The following is a 15,172-nucleotide window of genomic DNA, read 5'->3' on the forward strand; positions in this document are numbered from 1 at the left end:
AATTGGGGTTTCCACGGTGCGCGGGCGCAGTTGAGGGCGCAAGTCTCCTACTCCCGTTCGGGGGTCGCGCCCCCGGTCAGCTTTGCGTAGGCGTCGGTCAGATCCTCAGCGCCCGCGTCCTTGATGAGCGTCGCGGGTGCGCCGTCGGCCACCACCTTGCCTTTGACCAGCATCACCACGTCGTCGGCATCATCCACCTCGTCCACGAGGTGCGTGGCCCAGAGGATCGCCACGTCCTGCTCGGCGGCCAGCCGCCGGATATCCGCGACCAGCGCACGGCGCGACGGCGTGTCGAGCCCGGCCGAGGGTTCGTCCATGATGAGGAAATCGGGATCATTAATGAGCGCGCGCGCGATCTCGACCTTGCGCTGCTGCCCGCCCGACAGGTTACGCACCGGGCGCTTCACTAGGTCCGTCAGGTCGAACTGTTCAGCAAGCGCGTCGATCCGCGCGTCGAGCTTGCGCCCGCCCAGCCCGAAGAGCCGCCCGTGAAACCGCAGGTTGGCGCGGATCGTCATGTCGAGATCAACCGAACGCGCCTGGAACACGACGCCCATGCGACGGCGTATGGCGGGGCCGTCCGCGCCGTGGGTCATACCAAACAGCTTGACCGTCCCCGCATCCGGCACGAACAGGCCCGAGATGATCTGGAACAGCGTCGATTTGCCCGCCCCATTCGGCCCGAGCAGACCGACGAACCGGCTCTTGCCCAGCGCAAGGTCCACGCCGTCCAACGCCTTCACGTTGCCGTAGCTCTTTTCGACCGCAGTCATCTCAAGCACGCTCATGCGCCGCCCTCTCCTGTGATCCGCGCCGTTTCGGCCGCGACCATGGCATCGTCCCGCTCGCTCCGGGCCAGCGTAATGCGGCGATCTTCCACAACTGTCGCCGGCCGCCCCTCGATCACCACAACACGGTCGGCCAGCCGGGCCGCGTCTTCCGGGTCGTGGGTGACGAGGATGACCGTATGGCCATACCGCTCGATCACCTCGATGAGAAGCGCCGACAACTCGCGCACCAGCTTGCGGTCGATGGACACGAAAGGCTCGTCGAGGATCAGAAGCCCGGGTGCAACCGCGAGGGCACGCGCCAGCGCCACGCGCCGCTGCATCCCTCCGGACAACTGCCCCGGCAGCGCATCCTCATAGCCCGCGAGGCCCATTTCGCCCAGAAGCTTGTGCGCCTCCGCCACCGGCAGCTCCGGGTTCACCACCCGCAGGTTCCCGGTCGCGGTCTCCCACGGCAAAAGGCGCGGGTCCTGGAACACGAAGCCGGGCACCGGAGCGCGTTCCGGCGACTTGCCGTCGACCTCCACCAGACCATCGAAATCCGTGTCGATCCCGGCGACCATCCGCAGAAGCGTCGACTTGCCGACACCGGACGGTCCGATCAGCGCCAGCACCTCGCCCCCCGCGATCTCGAGCCCGAGATCCCGGAACAGCGGCGTATCGCCGAAGCGCTTTTCGGATATGTCTATGCGGACAGGAACGCCGGACGCCATCCGAGTACCTTCGCTTCAAGTTTCCGCATCACCAAGTATTCGATCAGGATCACCACCGCCATGAACGACATCGTATAGGCGAGGATGCCCTCGATGTCGAAGTTCTGAAAGAAGATACCGATCCGGAAGCCGACACCACCGTCTGACCCCAGAACCTCGAACACCAGCACGATTTTCCAGATGAGCGACAGCCCCGTGCGGGCCGCCGTCAGGACATAGGGCATGAGTTGCGGCACGATGAACCGCCGCACCCGCCGCCAGAACGGCACGCGGTAGACGCGGGCGAGTTCGCCGTAGCCGTGATCCAGCGCCCGAACGCCCTCACGCATCGTCACGGTGACGAGCGGCGCCTTGTTGATGACCACCGCGAGGATCAGCGCGAACTCGGTGAGGCCGAGCCAGATGTAGCAGGTGATCGCGACCACGATCGCCGGGATGTTGAGCCCGATGAGAACCCATGTCCCGAACAGCCGGTCAGCATTGCGAAATCGCCCGAAGACACCGCCAAGCACGATGCCCGCCGTCATCGCGATGACAAAGGCGATGGCCGCGCGGCTCAGCGTCTTACCGACATCGGCGAGAAGCGAGCGTTCCGTTGCGAGGAACCAGACCTCCGCGATCACCTCGATCGGTGTGGGAAAAAGGCGGTGGTCCACGACCACCGCCAGAACCTGCCACAGGAGGAGGAGTAGCGGCAGGGAGAACCATTCCAGGCCCCCCGCCACCCCGGGAGGTTTTTGTTTGCGACGCTCCATCCGGTTCGGTCCGGCGCGATTCAGACGCCGTAATCCGACCAGAACGTTCCAGCGGGCATTTCGGTCGCGTCTCCGACCAGTTCAGGCCCGCCGTATTCCGCCATGATCTTGTAGGACGCCGCGGCGGCGTCGATCATGGCCTGATCATATTCGGGGATGATCCCCTTGCGGTAATCGGCGCGCAGCGTTTCGAACAGCGTCTGATCGTCTCCCACGCGCATGAGCTCCTTGAGATCGTTCCACACGCTGTCGCGATTGAGCAGCATCTTCTTGGCCTCAAAGGAGGCGTCGAGGAATCCCTTGATCGCCCCGGGTTTCTCCGCCGCGATGCTCTCGCGGAAGACCCAGCCCAGAAGCGGGGGCTGATCGGTGACGCCGAGCCCCTCCATCATCTCCGTCACCGAGATGAGCTCTTTCATCCCGGCCGCCTTTGAGCGGGCGTTGAAATGCCAGAAGTTGAGCGAGGCATCCGCCTTGCCCTCCGCCAGCAATTCGTTCACCAGCGGCGGTGCCCCGAAGCGGGCTTCGACCTTGTCCGCAAGGCTCTCACCCGTTTCCTTGTTGTAATAGGCCTGCAACGCGACCCAGCTCTTGTCGACCGGGCCGCCGGCAATCGCGATGGTCTTGCCCGGCAGGTCGTTGATCGACTGGATCGGGCCGTCCGGCTGCACCATCAGGCCGCCGACCGCATAGCTGTGCGGCACGACGGTAAAGTCCTCGCCATCCGCGCGCACCGTGGCGACCCAGATGAAATCCGACAGCACGATATCCACGTCACCCGACATGAGCGCCACATGGCTCGCCTGCTTGCCGGACACGTCCTTGAGGCTCAGGTCCACGCCGTGTTTCTTGTCGAGCTCCATCTTCTTGATGACACTCAGCTCCCACTGGGCGGTGCCGTTGGCGAGCGCACCGACAGTGACCGGCACAACGTCGTTGTTTGGCGGGCTGAAGGCCGCAGCGCGACCGGCGGGCAGCGCCGCCCCGACAAGGCCCGCGCCGAACATGGCCGAAAAATCACGTCTTTTCATTGTATTATCCTCCCTCACGCGCGCGAGCGCGCGCTCCTGCTTTTAGGGCAAACTAACACCAGCCCAACACCAAGACCTCAATAGCGGAAATTGGAATTATCTATTTGATCTGGGCGGGGTCCATCTGCGAACGTATGGCGGCAACAGGGAGTTCAATCTATGAGAGTCATTTATTCAAGTCTATGTGCTGCCGCCACGAGCCTCGTGATCGGCACCGCCGCTATCGCCGAGGGAAACCTCGCATCCAACGCCACGCGGCTCGAGGACATGGTCATCGACAGCGCGGCGCTCACGCTTTCGGTCAACGAGTTCGAGCTTGAGACCGGTAAATACTACCGCTGGCGGATCGTCCATGACGGCGGCGAGGAATTTCAGTTCAGGGCCCCGGACCTGTTCCGCAATTCCTGGATCAACCAGGTGGTCATCAACGACCTGGAGGTGAAGCCGCTGGGCCTTCACTCCGTCGAATTCGACGACGAGGGGGTCATCGACATCTGGTTCGTCCCGATCCGTCCGGGCAACTACGATTTCTACGTTCCGGGATACGAGAACCGCGGCATCGCCGGCACGTTCGTGGTGCGTTGATGAAACAGGGTATTTTCGCCGCAATCGTCGCAGCTGGACTGGCCTTCGGGCCGGCCCACGCCAAAGACACCGGGCTTGTCTTCGTCTCCAACGAGAAAAGTCACGAGGTCTGGGTGCTCGACGCCGAATTCAACGTGATCAAGCAGATCGAAACTTCGCGCCGTCCGCGCGACATGAAGATGAACGACGCGCAGACGATGCTCTACGTCGCCTGCGGGGATGACGACGTGATCGACGTGATCGACATCGAGACGCTGGAAGTGGTCGACCAGATTCCGACCGGCCCCAGCCCCGAGGTTTTCGCCTTTTCACCCGACGAGTCGCGCATGTACGTCTCGAACGAAGAGGACTCCATGCTCGAGGTGATCGACATGGAAAGCCGGATCGTTGTCCACGATGTGCCGACGGGCGCCGAACCCGAGGGCGTGATCCAGACCGCGGACGGCTCCACCGTCTATGTCACCTCGGAAGTCGCGGACATGATCCATGTGGTCGACCCGCAGGCGGGCGTGGTCACCGACAACATCATCGTCGGCACCCGGCCCCGCCGTTTCGTCCTGACGCCCGACACCAACGAGCTTTGGGTTTCGGCGGAACTGTCGAGCGAGATCTACGTCATCGACCGCGACACCAACGAGATCAAGGACGTGCTGGAGTTTCTACCGCCCGGCTTCCGGCCCGAGGACGTCACGCCCGTGGGCATGGCGATCACCGAAGATGGCAGCATCGGGATCATCAGCCTTGGCCGCGCGAACCACATCGCGATCATCGACGCGCGCACCAAGGAATTGCAGGACTACGTCCTTGTCGGCAACCGCGCGTGGTCCGTCGCGCTCAACCGGGATGAAAGCGTGGCGGTGGTCGCCAATGGCCTCTCCGACGACATCACGCTCGTCGACATGGAGAGCCGCCGGCCCATCCGCTCCATCCCCGTCGGCCGTGTGCCGCATACTGTTGTGATCGACGACTGATGCGCTGGTTTCTCGCCTTCACACTCTGGTGCGCCCTGGCCGTTTCGGCTGGGGCGCAGGACGCGCGCGAGGTCCGGCTCGGCTTCCTCGCACTCGAAAATGACCCGCGCTTCGACGAGGATTTCGCCTATGCCCGGATCGCCCTGCGCCCGCAAGGGGACACGGTGACCGGCGTCGAACTCGCCATAGCGGACATGAAAATCCTGACGGACGCCCGTGGGTTCGAGGTCACACTCGACGAAGCCTCGGTTTCCGAGGACGCGCTGGTGGCCGAGGCCGAGCGTATGATCGCGGACGGCGCGGCCTTCATCATCGTCGATCTCCCCGCCGCCCAAGTGCGGACTGTGGCCGAAGCCGTGGGCGACCGCGCAACCGTGCTCAACACCACCGCCCCGGAGGACGACCTGCGCCGATCCTGCATCCCCGGCCTGCTCCACACCGGCGCCTCGGACCGTATGATCTCGGACGCGCTGGTCCAGCATCTCGCCCGTCAGAAATGGACAAGCGCGCTTGTCCTGCGCGGCAAGAGCGAACGGGACATGGCCCGCGCCGCCGCCTTCGCCGAAGCCGCCGAACGGCTCAGGATCGAGGTCGTCGAAACGCGCGAGTTCGATCTCTCCACCAACCCTGCGCTGCGCGAGGAAAACAACATCATGCTCGTGACCGGCGGGCTGCGCGACTACGACGTCATATTCATCGCCGACGACTACGGCGAGTATTCGCGCTACGTCGAATACCAAAGCGCCCTGCCGCGCCCGGTGATCGGGGCCGCCGGCCTCGTCGCGCAGGAATGGTCCTGGGCGCTGGAACGCTACGGTGCGCCGCAGGTCAATTCGCGGTTCGAGGATATGTCCGAGGACAACCGCCGCATGAACTGGCAGGACTGGTCGACATGGGTCGCGGGCCGCGCCGTGCTCACCGCCTATGCCAAGACGCGCGAGGACAGCGTGGAAGCGGTGAACGACTACATGCGGTCCCATCGTCTGAGCCTCGACGGGTCAAAGGGCGTGCCGATGACCTTCCGCTCCTGGAACGGCCAGATTCGAATGCCCATTCTTCTCACCACATCGAACGCAGTGATCGACATCGCACCGATTCAGGGGTTCCTGCACCAGAGCAATACGCTGGACTCGCTGGGTCAGGACGAGGCAGAGTTCTCCTGTGAGTGAAATCGTCAGCCAGCCCCGCTATCTCCTGGGCCTCTACGCCGTCACCGAGCGTGAGGTCCTCAAGTTCATGCGTCAGCGGGAGCGGCTGATCTCGGCGGTCGTGCGGCCGTCGCTCTGGCTGTTCATCTTCGCGACAGGCCTCCAGAACCTGCTCGGCATCTCGATCATCGAGCCGTATCAGACCTACACGCCCTACCAGGAATACATCCTGCCGGGGCTGTGCGGGATTATCGTGCTGTTCCAGTGCATGCAGTCGGCCCTGTCGATGGTCTATGACCGTGAGGCGGGTGTGATGCGGGTGATGCTGGTCAGCCCCCTGCCCCGGTCTTTCCTGCTGTTTGCCAAGATCCTCGGCGCGACGATCCTCGCCGCCGTGCAGATCTATGTCTTCCTTGGCCTCGCCGCGCTGTTCGGGTTCTACATGACCGCGATCGGGATGCTTTACATCCTGCCCGCGATCTTCCTGACCGGGCTGATGCTGGGGTCCATCGGGCTCATAATTTCCGTCTATGCCCGCCAGATCGAGAATTTCGCGGGCATGATGAACTTCGTCATCTTCCCCATGTTTTTCATGTCCACCGCGCTCTATCCCCTGTGGAAACTGCGTGAGAGCGGGGCCGAGGCGCTGTTCTGGATTGCGACCTTCAACCCGTTCACCCACGGGATCGAGCTGATCCGGTTCGCAGCCTACGGGCAGTTCAACGCAGTGTCCGCCGCCGTGGTCGCGGGCGTGACCATCGCGGCCTTCGGGATCGCGGCCTGGGGCTACGATCCGGCGCGCGGGTCCATCGGCCGCATCAAGCGCGGCTGATCCCTGCGCGGCGAATGGCCGTGACCACGAGCCGCGCGAGAGCGGCCACCGTCACGGCGGTCAGGACAATCAGGGCTGCGATACAAAGGCCGGCGATAGAGGCACCGGCAATGATGTGTCGGGCAATAACCCGTATTCAGCCTGACGATAGACGTCGCTCAGACGGTCAGCCCCGTCGCCCGCTTCACGTTCTTCAGAACCACGTTCGTCTGCGCCGCCCGCACCGCGGTCTGGCGGAACAGGAACTCCTCGAGAAATCGGTTGTAGGTCGCGATATCCTCACACACCACGCGCATGTGATAATCCGCGTCACCCGTGGTCGCGAAACACTCCTGCACTTCGGGCCGGACCTCGAGCGCGCGGATGAAATCGGCCACTTCGCCGGGGTCATGGCGGATAAGCTGCACCTCGACGATGGCCTGAAACCTCAGTCCCAGCTTCTCCTGATCCACCACCGCGCCATAGCGCGCGATGATCCCGGCCTCCTCCAGCGCCTTCACCCGACGCCAGCAGGCCGAGGTCGACATTCCCGTGCGCCCGGCGAGGTCGGCGTTTGAGATCCGCGAGTCCTGCTGGAGAATCGATACGATCTTACGGTCCCGGTCATCTATCTCGATCTGGTGAGCCATTCCGCTCCTTCCGCGATTCTGGAAATCCGGTTCCAATATTGCACAGCCCGGCGTGAAGGCTGGAACAAAAATTCGGCATCCCGCTGTTAACTTTGAGGGGAACAGGAGGATTCCAGATGCTGCACGCGCCCGCGACGACGCCCGACTACAAACTCACGGATCGCTACGACCTGACCGAAGGCCGCGTTTTCCTCACCGGGACGCAGGCGCTGGTCCGGGTGATGATGGATCAGGCCCGGCGCGACCGCGAGGCCGGGCTGAACACCGCCGGCTTCGTCTCGGGCTATCGCGGCTCCCCCCTCGGTGCGCTGGACCTCGAGCTGTGGAAGTCACGCAAGCGGCTGGATCAGGACCGCGTGACCTTCATGCCCGCCGTGAACGAAGACCTCGGCGCGACCGCCGTTCTGGGCAGCCAGCAGGCCACGCTCGACCCGGACTGCGAGGTCGAAGGCGTCTTCGGCATGTGGTACGGCAAGGGGCCGGGCGTCGACCGTTCCGGCGACGCGCTGCGCCACGGCAATGCCTATGGCACGGACCCCAAGGGTGGCGTTCTTGTCGTCGCGGGCGACGATCACGGCTGCGTCTCGTCCTCCATGCCGCACCAGTCGGACGCCGTATTCCTCGCGTGGTTCATGCCTGTGCTGAACCCCGCCTCGGTCGAAGAATACCTGACCTTCGGCGAATACGGCTATGCACTCAGCCGCTATTCCTCCACCTGGGTCGGGTTCAAGGCGATTTCCGAGACGGTGGAATCGGGCCGGTCCGTCGAACTCCACGCCGACCGCGCCTTCGTCTACCCGGAGCGTGAGGACTATCCGGGCGGCATCCACATCCGGCGCAGCGACCCGCCCTCGACCGAGATCGAGGTGCGCATGGGCGCCAAACTCCGCGCCGTGGAAGCCTTTGTCGAAGCCAACCCCATCGACCGCGCGATCTATGGCCTGCCCGACGCGCAATACGGCATCGTCACCACCGGCAAGGGGCATCTGGATACGCTTGAGGCGCTGCGCCTTCTGGGGATGGACGAGGCGAAGTGCCGCGACCTTGGCATCGACATCTACAAGGTCGGCATGGTCTGGCCGCTGGCCCGCCGCGACGCGCTGTCCTTCGTGAAGGGCAAGAAAGAGGTCCTCGTCATCGAGGAAAAGCGCGGGATCATCGAAAGCCAGTTCAAGGAATACTTCTACGACTGGCCCGGCGATAAACCCGAAAAGATGGTCGGCAAGCATGACGCTGCCGCCGAAAACGACCTCGTCCCCTGGACCGGGGAGCTGTCCGCCCGCGAATTGGCCCCGATCATCGCCGCCCGGCTCGACGCCTTTTTCCCGGGCGAAAACCTGCCGGAGAAGGCCCGCGCCCTGACAGCCGAGGAACCGCCGATCCTGAACACCCCCGGCGCAGCGCGCACCCCCTATTTCTGCTCCGGCTGTCCGCACAATTCCTCCACCGTCGTGCCCGAAGGCTCCACCGCCGGCGCGGGCATCGGTTGTCATGTCATGGCAAGCTGGATGGACCGCGACACCGCCGGGTTCGCTCAGATGGGCGGCGAAGGCGTGCCATGGTCGGTGTCGTCCAAATGGAACGGCAACAAGCACCAGTTCCAGAACCTTGGCGAAGGCACATGGTATCACTCCGGCTCGCTCGCCGTCCGGCAGGCCGTCGCGGCGGGTGCCAACATCACCTACAAGGTGCTCTACAACGACGCTGTCGCGATGACCGGCGGTCAGCCGGTGGACGGGCCGGTCAGCGTTCAGAACATCGCGTGGTCCTCACGCGCCGAGGGCGTTCAGCGCATCGCGCTGGTGTCCGACAATATCGGCAAGTTCACCAAGTCCGACTTCCCGCCCGAGACGAGCTTCCACGACCGCGACCAGATGGACACGATCCAGCGCGAATTGCGGGAGGTGAAGGGTGTCTCGCTCCTGATCTACGAACAGACCTGCGCGACCGAAAAGCGCCGCCGCCGCAAGCGGGGCACGCTGGAGGACCCCAAGCGCTTTGCCTACATCAACCCTCTGGTCTGTGAGGGCTGCGGTGATTGCTCGGTGGAATCCAACTGCCTGTCGGTCGAGCCGCGCGAGACCAAGTTCGGTCGCAAGCGCAAGATCAACCTCTCGACCTGCAACAAGGATTTCTCCTGCCTCGACGGGTTCTGCCCCTCCTTCGTCACCGTCGAAGGGGCCGAACGGGCAAAACGCGCAGCGGCCGACATCGACGTGGCGTCGCTCATCCAAGACATCCGCGAGCCTGAGCTTCCCACCCTCGACGATCCCTTCGACCTGCTCGTAACCGGCGTGGGCGGCACCGGCGTCGTGACCGTGGGCGCGCTCGTCACGATGGGCGCGCACCTGATGGGGCTCGGCTCCTCCGTGCTCGATTTCACCGGCTTCGCGCAGAAGTTCGGGACCGTGCTGTCATACATCCGGCTCGGCGCGGCCCCCGAGGCCGTCCACCAGGTGCGTATCGGCGACGGCGCGGCGGATGCGGTCATCGGCTGTGACGTGGTCGTGTCCTCCTCACCCAAGGCATCGGCGCATTACCGGAAGGGCACGCTCGTCGCGCTGAACACCGCCGAAATGCCGACCGGCGACATCGTCCTGCGCCGTGACGCTGACCTGATGGTCGGCGTGCGCACCGGGTCGATCCGCAAGGCGGTTGGGGCCGAAAACGTGGCCCCGCTCGACGCGAACAAGCTCTCCGACGACCTGCTTGGCGATCAGGTGTTCGCCAACACGATCATGCTGGGCTTCGCCTGGCAAAAAGGCCTCGTCCCCGTCGATCTCTGGGCGCTCGACCGCGCGATCGAGCTGAACGGTGTCGCGATCGAGAAGAACCGCGACGCCTTCGCCATCGGCCGGATCATGGCCGAGTCGCCCGAAGCGCTCACCCCCCATCTCGAACCCGAGGTGGAGCGTGAGCCGACGCTGGACGAGATCATCGAGGACCGTGCGCAGTTCCTCGTCGGTTATCAGGATGAGGCCTATGCCCGCCGCTACCGCGACCGGATCGACGCCTTCCGCGCCGCGCTGCCCGAAGGCACGCAGACCCCGCTCGTCACCGAGGCCGCCAAGTCACTGTTCAAGCTGATGGCCTACAAGGACGAGTACGAAGTCGCCCGGCTGCACACGCAAATGGGGTTCGAGGACGAACTCGCCCAGCGTTTCACCGGCGACTACAAGGTGCACTACCATATGGCCCCTCCGCTCTTGCCGCTTGGCAAGGATGAGCGCGGGCGTCCGAAAAAGGTGGAACTGGGCCGCTGGATGCGCCCGGCCCTCGGCGTCATGGCGAAGATGAAGCGCCTGCGTGGCGGGATGTTCGACGTGTTCGGCTACACCCACGAACGCCGCATGAACCGCGAGATGATCGACTGGTACGAGGGCGTGATGGATCGGGTCGCATCCAAGGCCACGCCGGAAAACGCGGGCGACTGCACCGCCATCCTCCACGCGCCGATGGAGATGCGCGGCTACGGTCCGGTATGGGAAGATGCGGTGGAAGCCGAAAAACCCAGGGCCGAAGAGCGGCTCGCCGCACTGGCCTGAGACCGACCCTGACAGAACGCGCGGACCGCCCGTCGGCCCGTGCAACTCTTGCCTCCGACGTTCCCGATCAAATTACTAAGGTATTGCCGGGTCATTGATCCCGCCCTATGGTCGCCGCAAAAATGGAGACCAAGATGAAGACCGCAGACGCATACTGGAAAACCGAGAACGGATCGAAATACCTGCAACAGCTTTGCAAACATTTCGCGCACAAGCTCGACACCACCTGCACGCCGGAAGAGGGGCGCATCGACTTTCCCTTCGGACCCGTCAAGTTGCGCGCCGATGACGGCGGGTTGTGGATCGAAGTGACCGGCGAAGACGACGAGACCGTTGCCCGCGCCAAGGACGTCGTCGACCGCCACCTCGCCCGCTTCGCCTTTCGCGAAGAGTTCGAACATATGCCTTGGGCGGCGTGACGCTGCGCATACGGATGGGGGCCGCGCGCCCTTTCGCGCCGTGAGACGCCCGGAAAAGCAAAACCCGCCATCGGGCGGGTTTGAAGTCGAGCGGATAATTCTGGAATTTGGTTGCGGGGGCAGGATTTGAACCTGCGACCTTCAGGTTATGAGCCTGACGAGCTACCGGGCTGCTCCACCCCGCGCCAATTCGTTCGGGTGATGTATCGCTGTCGCGCGGTGACCGCAAGGGGATTTGGCGATATTTTTCTGCTGATTTTCGTGAGATTCACACCCCACGCTGGTAAGCGTCAAAATCCGGGAGCGACTGATCGGCCGGCGACAGAATCGGTGTCCGGTTCGGCCAGTCGATACCGAGTGTCGGGTCATTCCACCGGAACCCGCGGCGGACAGACGGCTCGTATTCCTGCGACACATCGTTGATGTAATCGACCTCCGTCACGCAATAGAACGCATTGGCGAGTCCCTGGCTGATCAGCAATCTATCCCGGCGGCCCGGTGCGTCCCCCAACATGACCTTCTCATGCTGGCGAAAGGTCGGGCTGTCCGGCCTTGGGTCCACGACGACGATCAATGCTGTGCCGCGTGCGACATAGATCAGCTTGTCCCACGGTTCCGATCGGAAGCCGCGCAGAGTGCCTGCTGCGGAGCGCGAATGATTGCCCTGCACGAACTGGTACGGGCGGCCCAGAGCAGGGTCGACAAGGCTCCGGCGAAAGGTTTCCAGAAAGAAGCCCCGCTCATCCGAAACCGGTTCGCAGGCGACACGCCACAACCCCGCGATCCCACAGGGCTCGACGGTCATCCCGGTGCGCGGCAAGGCATCCAGTCTCGTGGTTTCATCCATTGCGCGTAACCCTTCAACGCGTACCAATAGAGCATGGCCCGAACTCGGATTATCTGTCCCACTTACAACCATGTCGAGACACTTCTAGCCGCGATTCCCAGCGTCCAGGCGCAACGGGACGGCGACTGGGACCTGGTGGTGATCGGAGACGGCGCCCCCGACCGGACGCGCGAAATCGTCGAGAGCTTCGCACAGGACGATCTGCGTATCTCCTATGTCGCGCACCAGAAAGGGGAACGATTTGGCGAATCCTACCGCGACCCCGTCATCCGGAATTGCGATGCCGAGTTCATCTGTCATCTGGGCGACGACGATATCTGGCACGAAAGCCATCTGGACGTGATGGCCCGGCTTCTGGCCGGCGCCGATTGGGCCATGACGGGTGACCTTCGCCTGTCCCCCTCGGGCGAGGTGACCTGGCGGTTCGGCAACGTGTCCTTTCCGCCTCTGCGGGTGGCTGCCTGCGCGGATGACCGGAAACTTGTTTTTGCGACGCTCAACGGGGTCGGAGTGCGTCGCCGCGCCTATCTGTCCCTCCCGCGCGGCTGGGAGCCTTCCCCGACCCCGCGCGGCTCCGACGTGTTCATGTGGTTGAAATATATTCGAAAATCCGACCTGCGTCTGGCCAGCACGGCCGAGCCGACACATGTCAAGTTTCAGTCGGCCGGTGCGCGGGCCGATGTCAGCCCGGCAGAAAGGCTGGCCGAGTTGCAGCCGGTCGCGGAAAGCATCAATCGCCCCAGCTATCTCGACAAACTTCGGCAGCGGGCGACGATCGGCGGGCCGCTCGCCAAGGCTTTCGGGCTTGTGGATCTGGCGGGCGCGCAGGACTTAAGGGCAGCGTTCGGGGCTGTCGGGATTGTCCCCGGCGACGAGACCGACGGGTTCACCCACGGCGCCGGGTCGGCCATGCACGTTCCCCTCACGCACCGTCAATTGGACCAGGCCCGCCTCGCCTGGGCGCTGGCATCGGGCCCTGACCGCGATCCGGAACGCTTTCGCGCCGTCGTGCGCGCGGACCGGCGCGACGACGGGCTGACTCTCCACTATCTTGAGATGATCGCGCAGGCAAATCCGGAGGTCGCGCTGGTCTCGGCCCGCGCCCTCGCGACGGTCTGTCAGGCGCCCGCTCTATCGGCCCACGCAAGAGTTCGGGTCCTTCTGCAGGGCGACGACCTAGCCGCAGCGGAGCACGCGCTGGAACGGGCACGGGAACAGTGGCGGAAAGCACGGTGGGTGGGCGGATTGGAACGGCGCCTTTCCGGGCTCCGCGCATCGGGCAACGCCACATAAGGACACACGGGATTTCGGGACCGCGTGGTATACTTTCTGAGCTCAACACCGGAGATCGCGCGAAATGCCCCATCACGTTCTTGTCGGCACCACCAAGGGTGCGTTCATTCTGACCTCGGACAGTGACCGACAGTCTTGGTCGGTATCCGGCCCGCATTGCGACCTCTGGCCCATCAATCATGTGATTGGGGATCCAGAGACCGGACATCTCTGGGCCGGCGGCGGCGGGGAATGGAGCGGTGCGGGGATCTGGCGCTCGGCGGATGGCGGGACGAGCTGGCAGTTGTCGCAGCTCTCGAACGGATCGATGGCCGAATGGGCCGCGACCGACCCCGGCTTTGCCGAGATGATCGGCGGCGTGCCTCCCGACGCGCCTTTCACGGGCGAGGTCGATGCCATCTGGTCGCTCTCGCAGACGCGCGACCGGCTTTATGCGGGATCGAAGCCCGCGCATCTCTTCACCTCGACCGACGGTGGCGAGACGTGGGAACGCGTGGCGGGACTCACGGAGCATCCGACCCGAGACAGCTGGACGCCGGGCGGCGCCGGCCTGACCCTTCACACCCTTTTGCCGGATCCCGTCCGGCCTGGGCATTTGACAATCGCCATATCTGCGGCCGGGGTCTTTGCCACGGCGGATGGCGGGGAAAGCTGGGAGCGGACCAACCAGCTCGACAACGCGCGGGGACACGACCACGGCCATGGCGACGACCACGAGATCGGCCATTGCGTACACAACATGGTCCGGTCGGCTGGCGATAATGATCTGATTTATCAGCAAAATCATCACGGTGTATTCCGATCGAACGACGGCGGGCGCCATTGGCACGACATCTCGAAAGGGCTGCCCTCGACCTTCGGCTTCCCGATCAGCGTGCACCCGCACGACCCCATGACGATCTGGACGATCCCCCTGAACGGCGACATGCAAGGGCGCTTTCCGCCCGATGCTGCTGCGGCGGTGTGGAAGTCGACGGACGGTGGTGAGACCTGGGAGGCCAAACGTGAGGGCCTTCCTCAGGAAAACTGCTTCTTCACAGTCTTGCGGCAGGCCATGGCGACGGACACCAGCGAACAGGCTGGTGTGTATTTCGGCACGAACACCGGCTCGATCTTCGCGTCCCTCGACGACGGCGAAGCCTGGCGCGAGATTGCGCGCCATCTGCCCACTATCCTGAGCGTCGAGGTAATGGAAACCGCCTGAACCAATAGCCCAGACACGAAAACGCCGCCCGGTGAGGGGCGGCGTTTTTCGTTGGGCGCATCGAAAGAGAGATACGGGCTTGGTTCTTACTAGGTGAGGCGGTGACCTACTCTCCCACGTCTTAAGACGCAGTACCATCGGCGCAACGGCACTTAACGGCCGGGTTCGGGATGGAGCCGGGTGTTTTGCTCGCGCTATGACCACCACACCAAGAAAGAACCAAGTCCAAGTCAAGAGCTAGTGTAGATAGTATGCTCTCGATCATCCGAGCGAAGCGAAACCTCGCTTCTACTGGATCAAATCAAGCCTATCGGGCAATTAGTACCGGTCAACTGAACGCATTGCTGCGCTTACATCTCCGGCCTATCGACGTAGTAGTCTGCTACGGCCCTCAGGGATACCTTGTTTTGAG

The 15,172-nt window shown here is 63.9% G+C and carries 14 protein-coding genes, 1 tRNA gene and 2 rRNA genes; 8 read left to right on the forward strand and 9 right to left on the reverse strand.

The genetic code is table 11. The features are described from left to right. Nucleotides 1-47 precede the first annotated feature (47 nt). From B2585_RS13650 to B2585_RS13665, 4 genes are read right to left on the reverse strand one after another with little or no spacing between them, the layout of a single operon-like run. Nucleotides 48-788, reverse strand: a complete 741-nt coding sequence (locus B2585_RS13650) for an ATP-binding cassette domain-containing protein (protein ID WP_292023990.1) — start codon at nucleotides 786-788, stop codon at nucleotides 48-50. Beyond that, nucleotides 785-1,501 (reverse strand): ABC transporter ATP-binding protein, encoded by a 717-nt coding sequence (locus B2585_RS13655; protein ID WP_292023992.1) that lies wholly within the window; start codon nucleotides 1,499-1,501, stop codon nucleotides 785-787. The genes B2585_RS13650 and B2585_RS13655 overlap by 4 nt, the downstream gene beginning before the upstream one ends. Next, the gene (locus B2585_RS13660; protein WP_292023994.1) at nucleotides 1,474-2,226 is read right to left on the reverse strand and encodes an ABC transporter permease; all 753 of its coding nucleotides are present in this window, start codon (nucleotides 2,224-2,226) and stop codon (nucleotides 1,474-1,476) included. The genes B2585_RS13655 and B2585_RS13660 overlap by 28 nt, the downstream gene beginning before the upstream one ends. Before the next feature lie 50 nt (nucleotides 2,227-2,276). Continuing rightward, nucleotides 2,277-3,287: an ABC transporter substrate-binding protein gene (locus B2585_RS13665; RefSeq protein WP_292023996.1), complete on the reverse strand. Its 1,011-nt coding sequence runs from the start codon at nucleotides 3,285-3,287 to the stop codon at nucleotides 2,277-2,279. A 159-nt stretch (nucleotides 3,288-3,446) separates the two neighbouring features. On the opposite strand from B2585_RS13665, the gene B2585_RS13670 reads away from it, so the two are divergent. Genes B2585_RS13670 through B2585_RS13685 form a run of 4 tightly spaced genes read left to right on the forward strand, consistent with a single transcriptional unit; the run spans nucleotide 3,447 to nucleotide 6,823 of the window. Next, nucleotides 3,447-3,872, forward strand: a complete 426-nt coding sequence (locus B2585_RS13670; RefSeq protein WP_292023998.1) for a hypothetical protein — start codon at nucleotides 3,447-3,449, stop codon at nucleotides 3,870-3,872. Beyond that, complete coding sequence (locus B2585_RS13675) at nucleotides 3,872-4,843, forward strand: PQQ-dependent catabolism-associated beta-propeller protein (RefSeq protein WP_292024000.1); 972 nt, start codon at nucleotides 3,872-3,874, stop codon at nucleotides 4,841-4,843. Before B2585_RS13670 ends, B2585_RS13675 begins: the two co-directional genes overlap by 1 nt. After that, nucleotides 4,843-6,012: a hypothetical protein gene (locus B2585_RS13680; protein WP_292024001.1), complete on the forward strand. Its 1,170-nt coding sequence runs from the start codon at nucleotides 4,843-4,845 to the stop codon at nucleotides 6,010-6,012. The genes B2585_RS13675 and B2585_RS13680 overlap by 1 nt, the downstream gene beginning before the upstream one ends. Then, entirely contained in the window at nucleotides 6,005-6,823 is an 819-nt protein-coding gene (locus tag B2585_RS13685; protein WP_292024003.1) for an ABC transporter permease, read from the forward strand. The genes B2585_RS13680 and B2585_RS13685 overlap by 8 nt, the downstream gene beginning before the upstream one ends. Nucleotides 6,824-6,981: 158 nt before the next feature. Here the strand turns inward: B2585_RS13685 and B2585_RS13690 are convergent, their stop codons facing one another. Next, a complete protein-coding gene (locus B2585_RS13690) occupies nucleotides 6,982-7,452 on the reverse strand; it encodes an Lrp/AsnC family transcriptional regulator (protein WP_292024006.1) in 471 nt (156 codons plus the stop codon). A 116-nt stretch (nucleotides 7,453-7,568) separates the two neighbouring features. On the opposite strand from B2585_RS13690, the gene B2585_RS13695 reads away from it, so the two are divergent. Beyond that, nucleotides 7,569-10,997: an indolepyruvate ferredoxin oxidoreductase family protein gene (locus B2585_RS13695; protein WP_292024008.1), complete on the forward strand. Its 3,429-nt coding sequence runs from the start codon at nucleotides 7,569-7,571 to the stop codon at nucleotides 10,995-10,997. A 134-nt stretch (nucleotides 10,998-11,131) separates the two neighbouring features. Then, nucleotides 11,132-11,416, forward strand: coding sequence for a DUF2218 domain-containing protein (locus B2585_RS13700; protein WP_292024010.1), 285 nt, complete (start codon nucleotides 11,132-11,134; stop codon nucleotides 11,414-11,416). Nucleotides 11,417-11,524: 108 nt separating this feature from the next. Here B2585_RS13700 and B2585_RS13705 read toward each other — a convergent pair. Together B2585_RS13705 and B2585_RS13710 are read right to left on the reverse strand one after the other, a co-directional pair. Continuing rightward, nucleotides 11,525-11,601: transfer RNA gene (locus B2585_RS13705), tRNA-Met, on the reverse strand. A gap of 83 nt (nucleotides 11,602-11,684) precedes the next feature. Further along, nucleotides 11,685-12,263, reverse strand: a complete 579-nt coding sequence (locus tag B2585_RS13710; RefSeq protein WP_292024014.1) for a dTDP-4-dehydrorhamnose 3,5-epimerase family protein — start codon at nucleotides 12,261-12,263, stop codon at nucleotides 11,685-11,687. 33 nt (nucleotides 12,264-12,296) lie between these two features. On the opposite strand from B2585_RS13710, the gene B2585_RS13715 reads away from it, so the two are divergent. Beyond that, nucleotides 12,297-13,556 carry a glycosyltransferase family 2 protein gene (locus B2585_RS13715; RefSeq protein ID WP_292024016.1) on the forward strand — a complete coding sequence of 420 codons (1,260 nt, stop codon included), beginning with the start codon at nucleotides 12,297-12,299 and terminating at the stop codon, nucleotides 13,554-13,556. A gap of 307 nt (nucleotides 13,557-13,863) precedes the next feature. Continuing rightward, entirely contained in the window at nucleotides 13,864-14,760 is an 897-nt protein-coding gene (locus B2585_RS13720) for a sialidase family protein (protein ID WP_349678313.1), read from the forward strand. A gap of 93 nt (nucleotides 14,761-14,853) precedes the next feature. On the opposite strand, the gene rrf is transcribed toward B2585_RS13720, so the two are convergent. Beyond that, nucleotides 14,854-14,968: ribosomal RNA gene (rrf, locus tag B2585_RS13725) — 5S ribosomal RNA — on the reverse strand. Nucleotides 14,969-15,057: 89 nt separating this feature from the next. Continuing rightward, nucleotides 15,058-15,172: ribosomal RNA gene (locus B2585_RS13730) — 23S ribosomal RNA — on the reverse strand; the annotation flags it as partial.

It is taken from the genome of Maritimibacter sp. UBA3975 (genome assembly GCF_002384975.1).
Taxonomy (GTDB): Bacteria; Pseudomonadota; Alphaproteobacteria; order Rhodobacterales; family Rhodobacteraceae; genus Maritimibacter.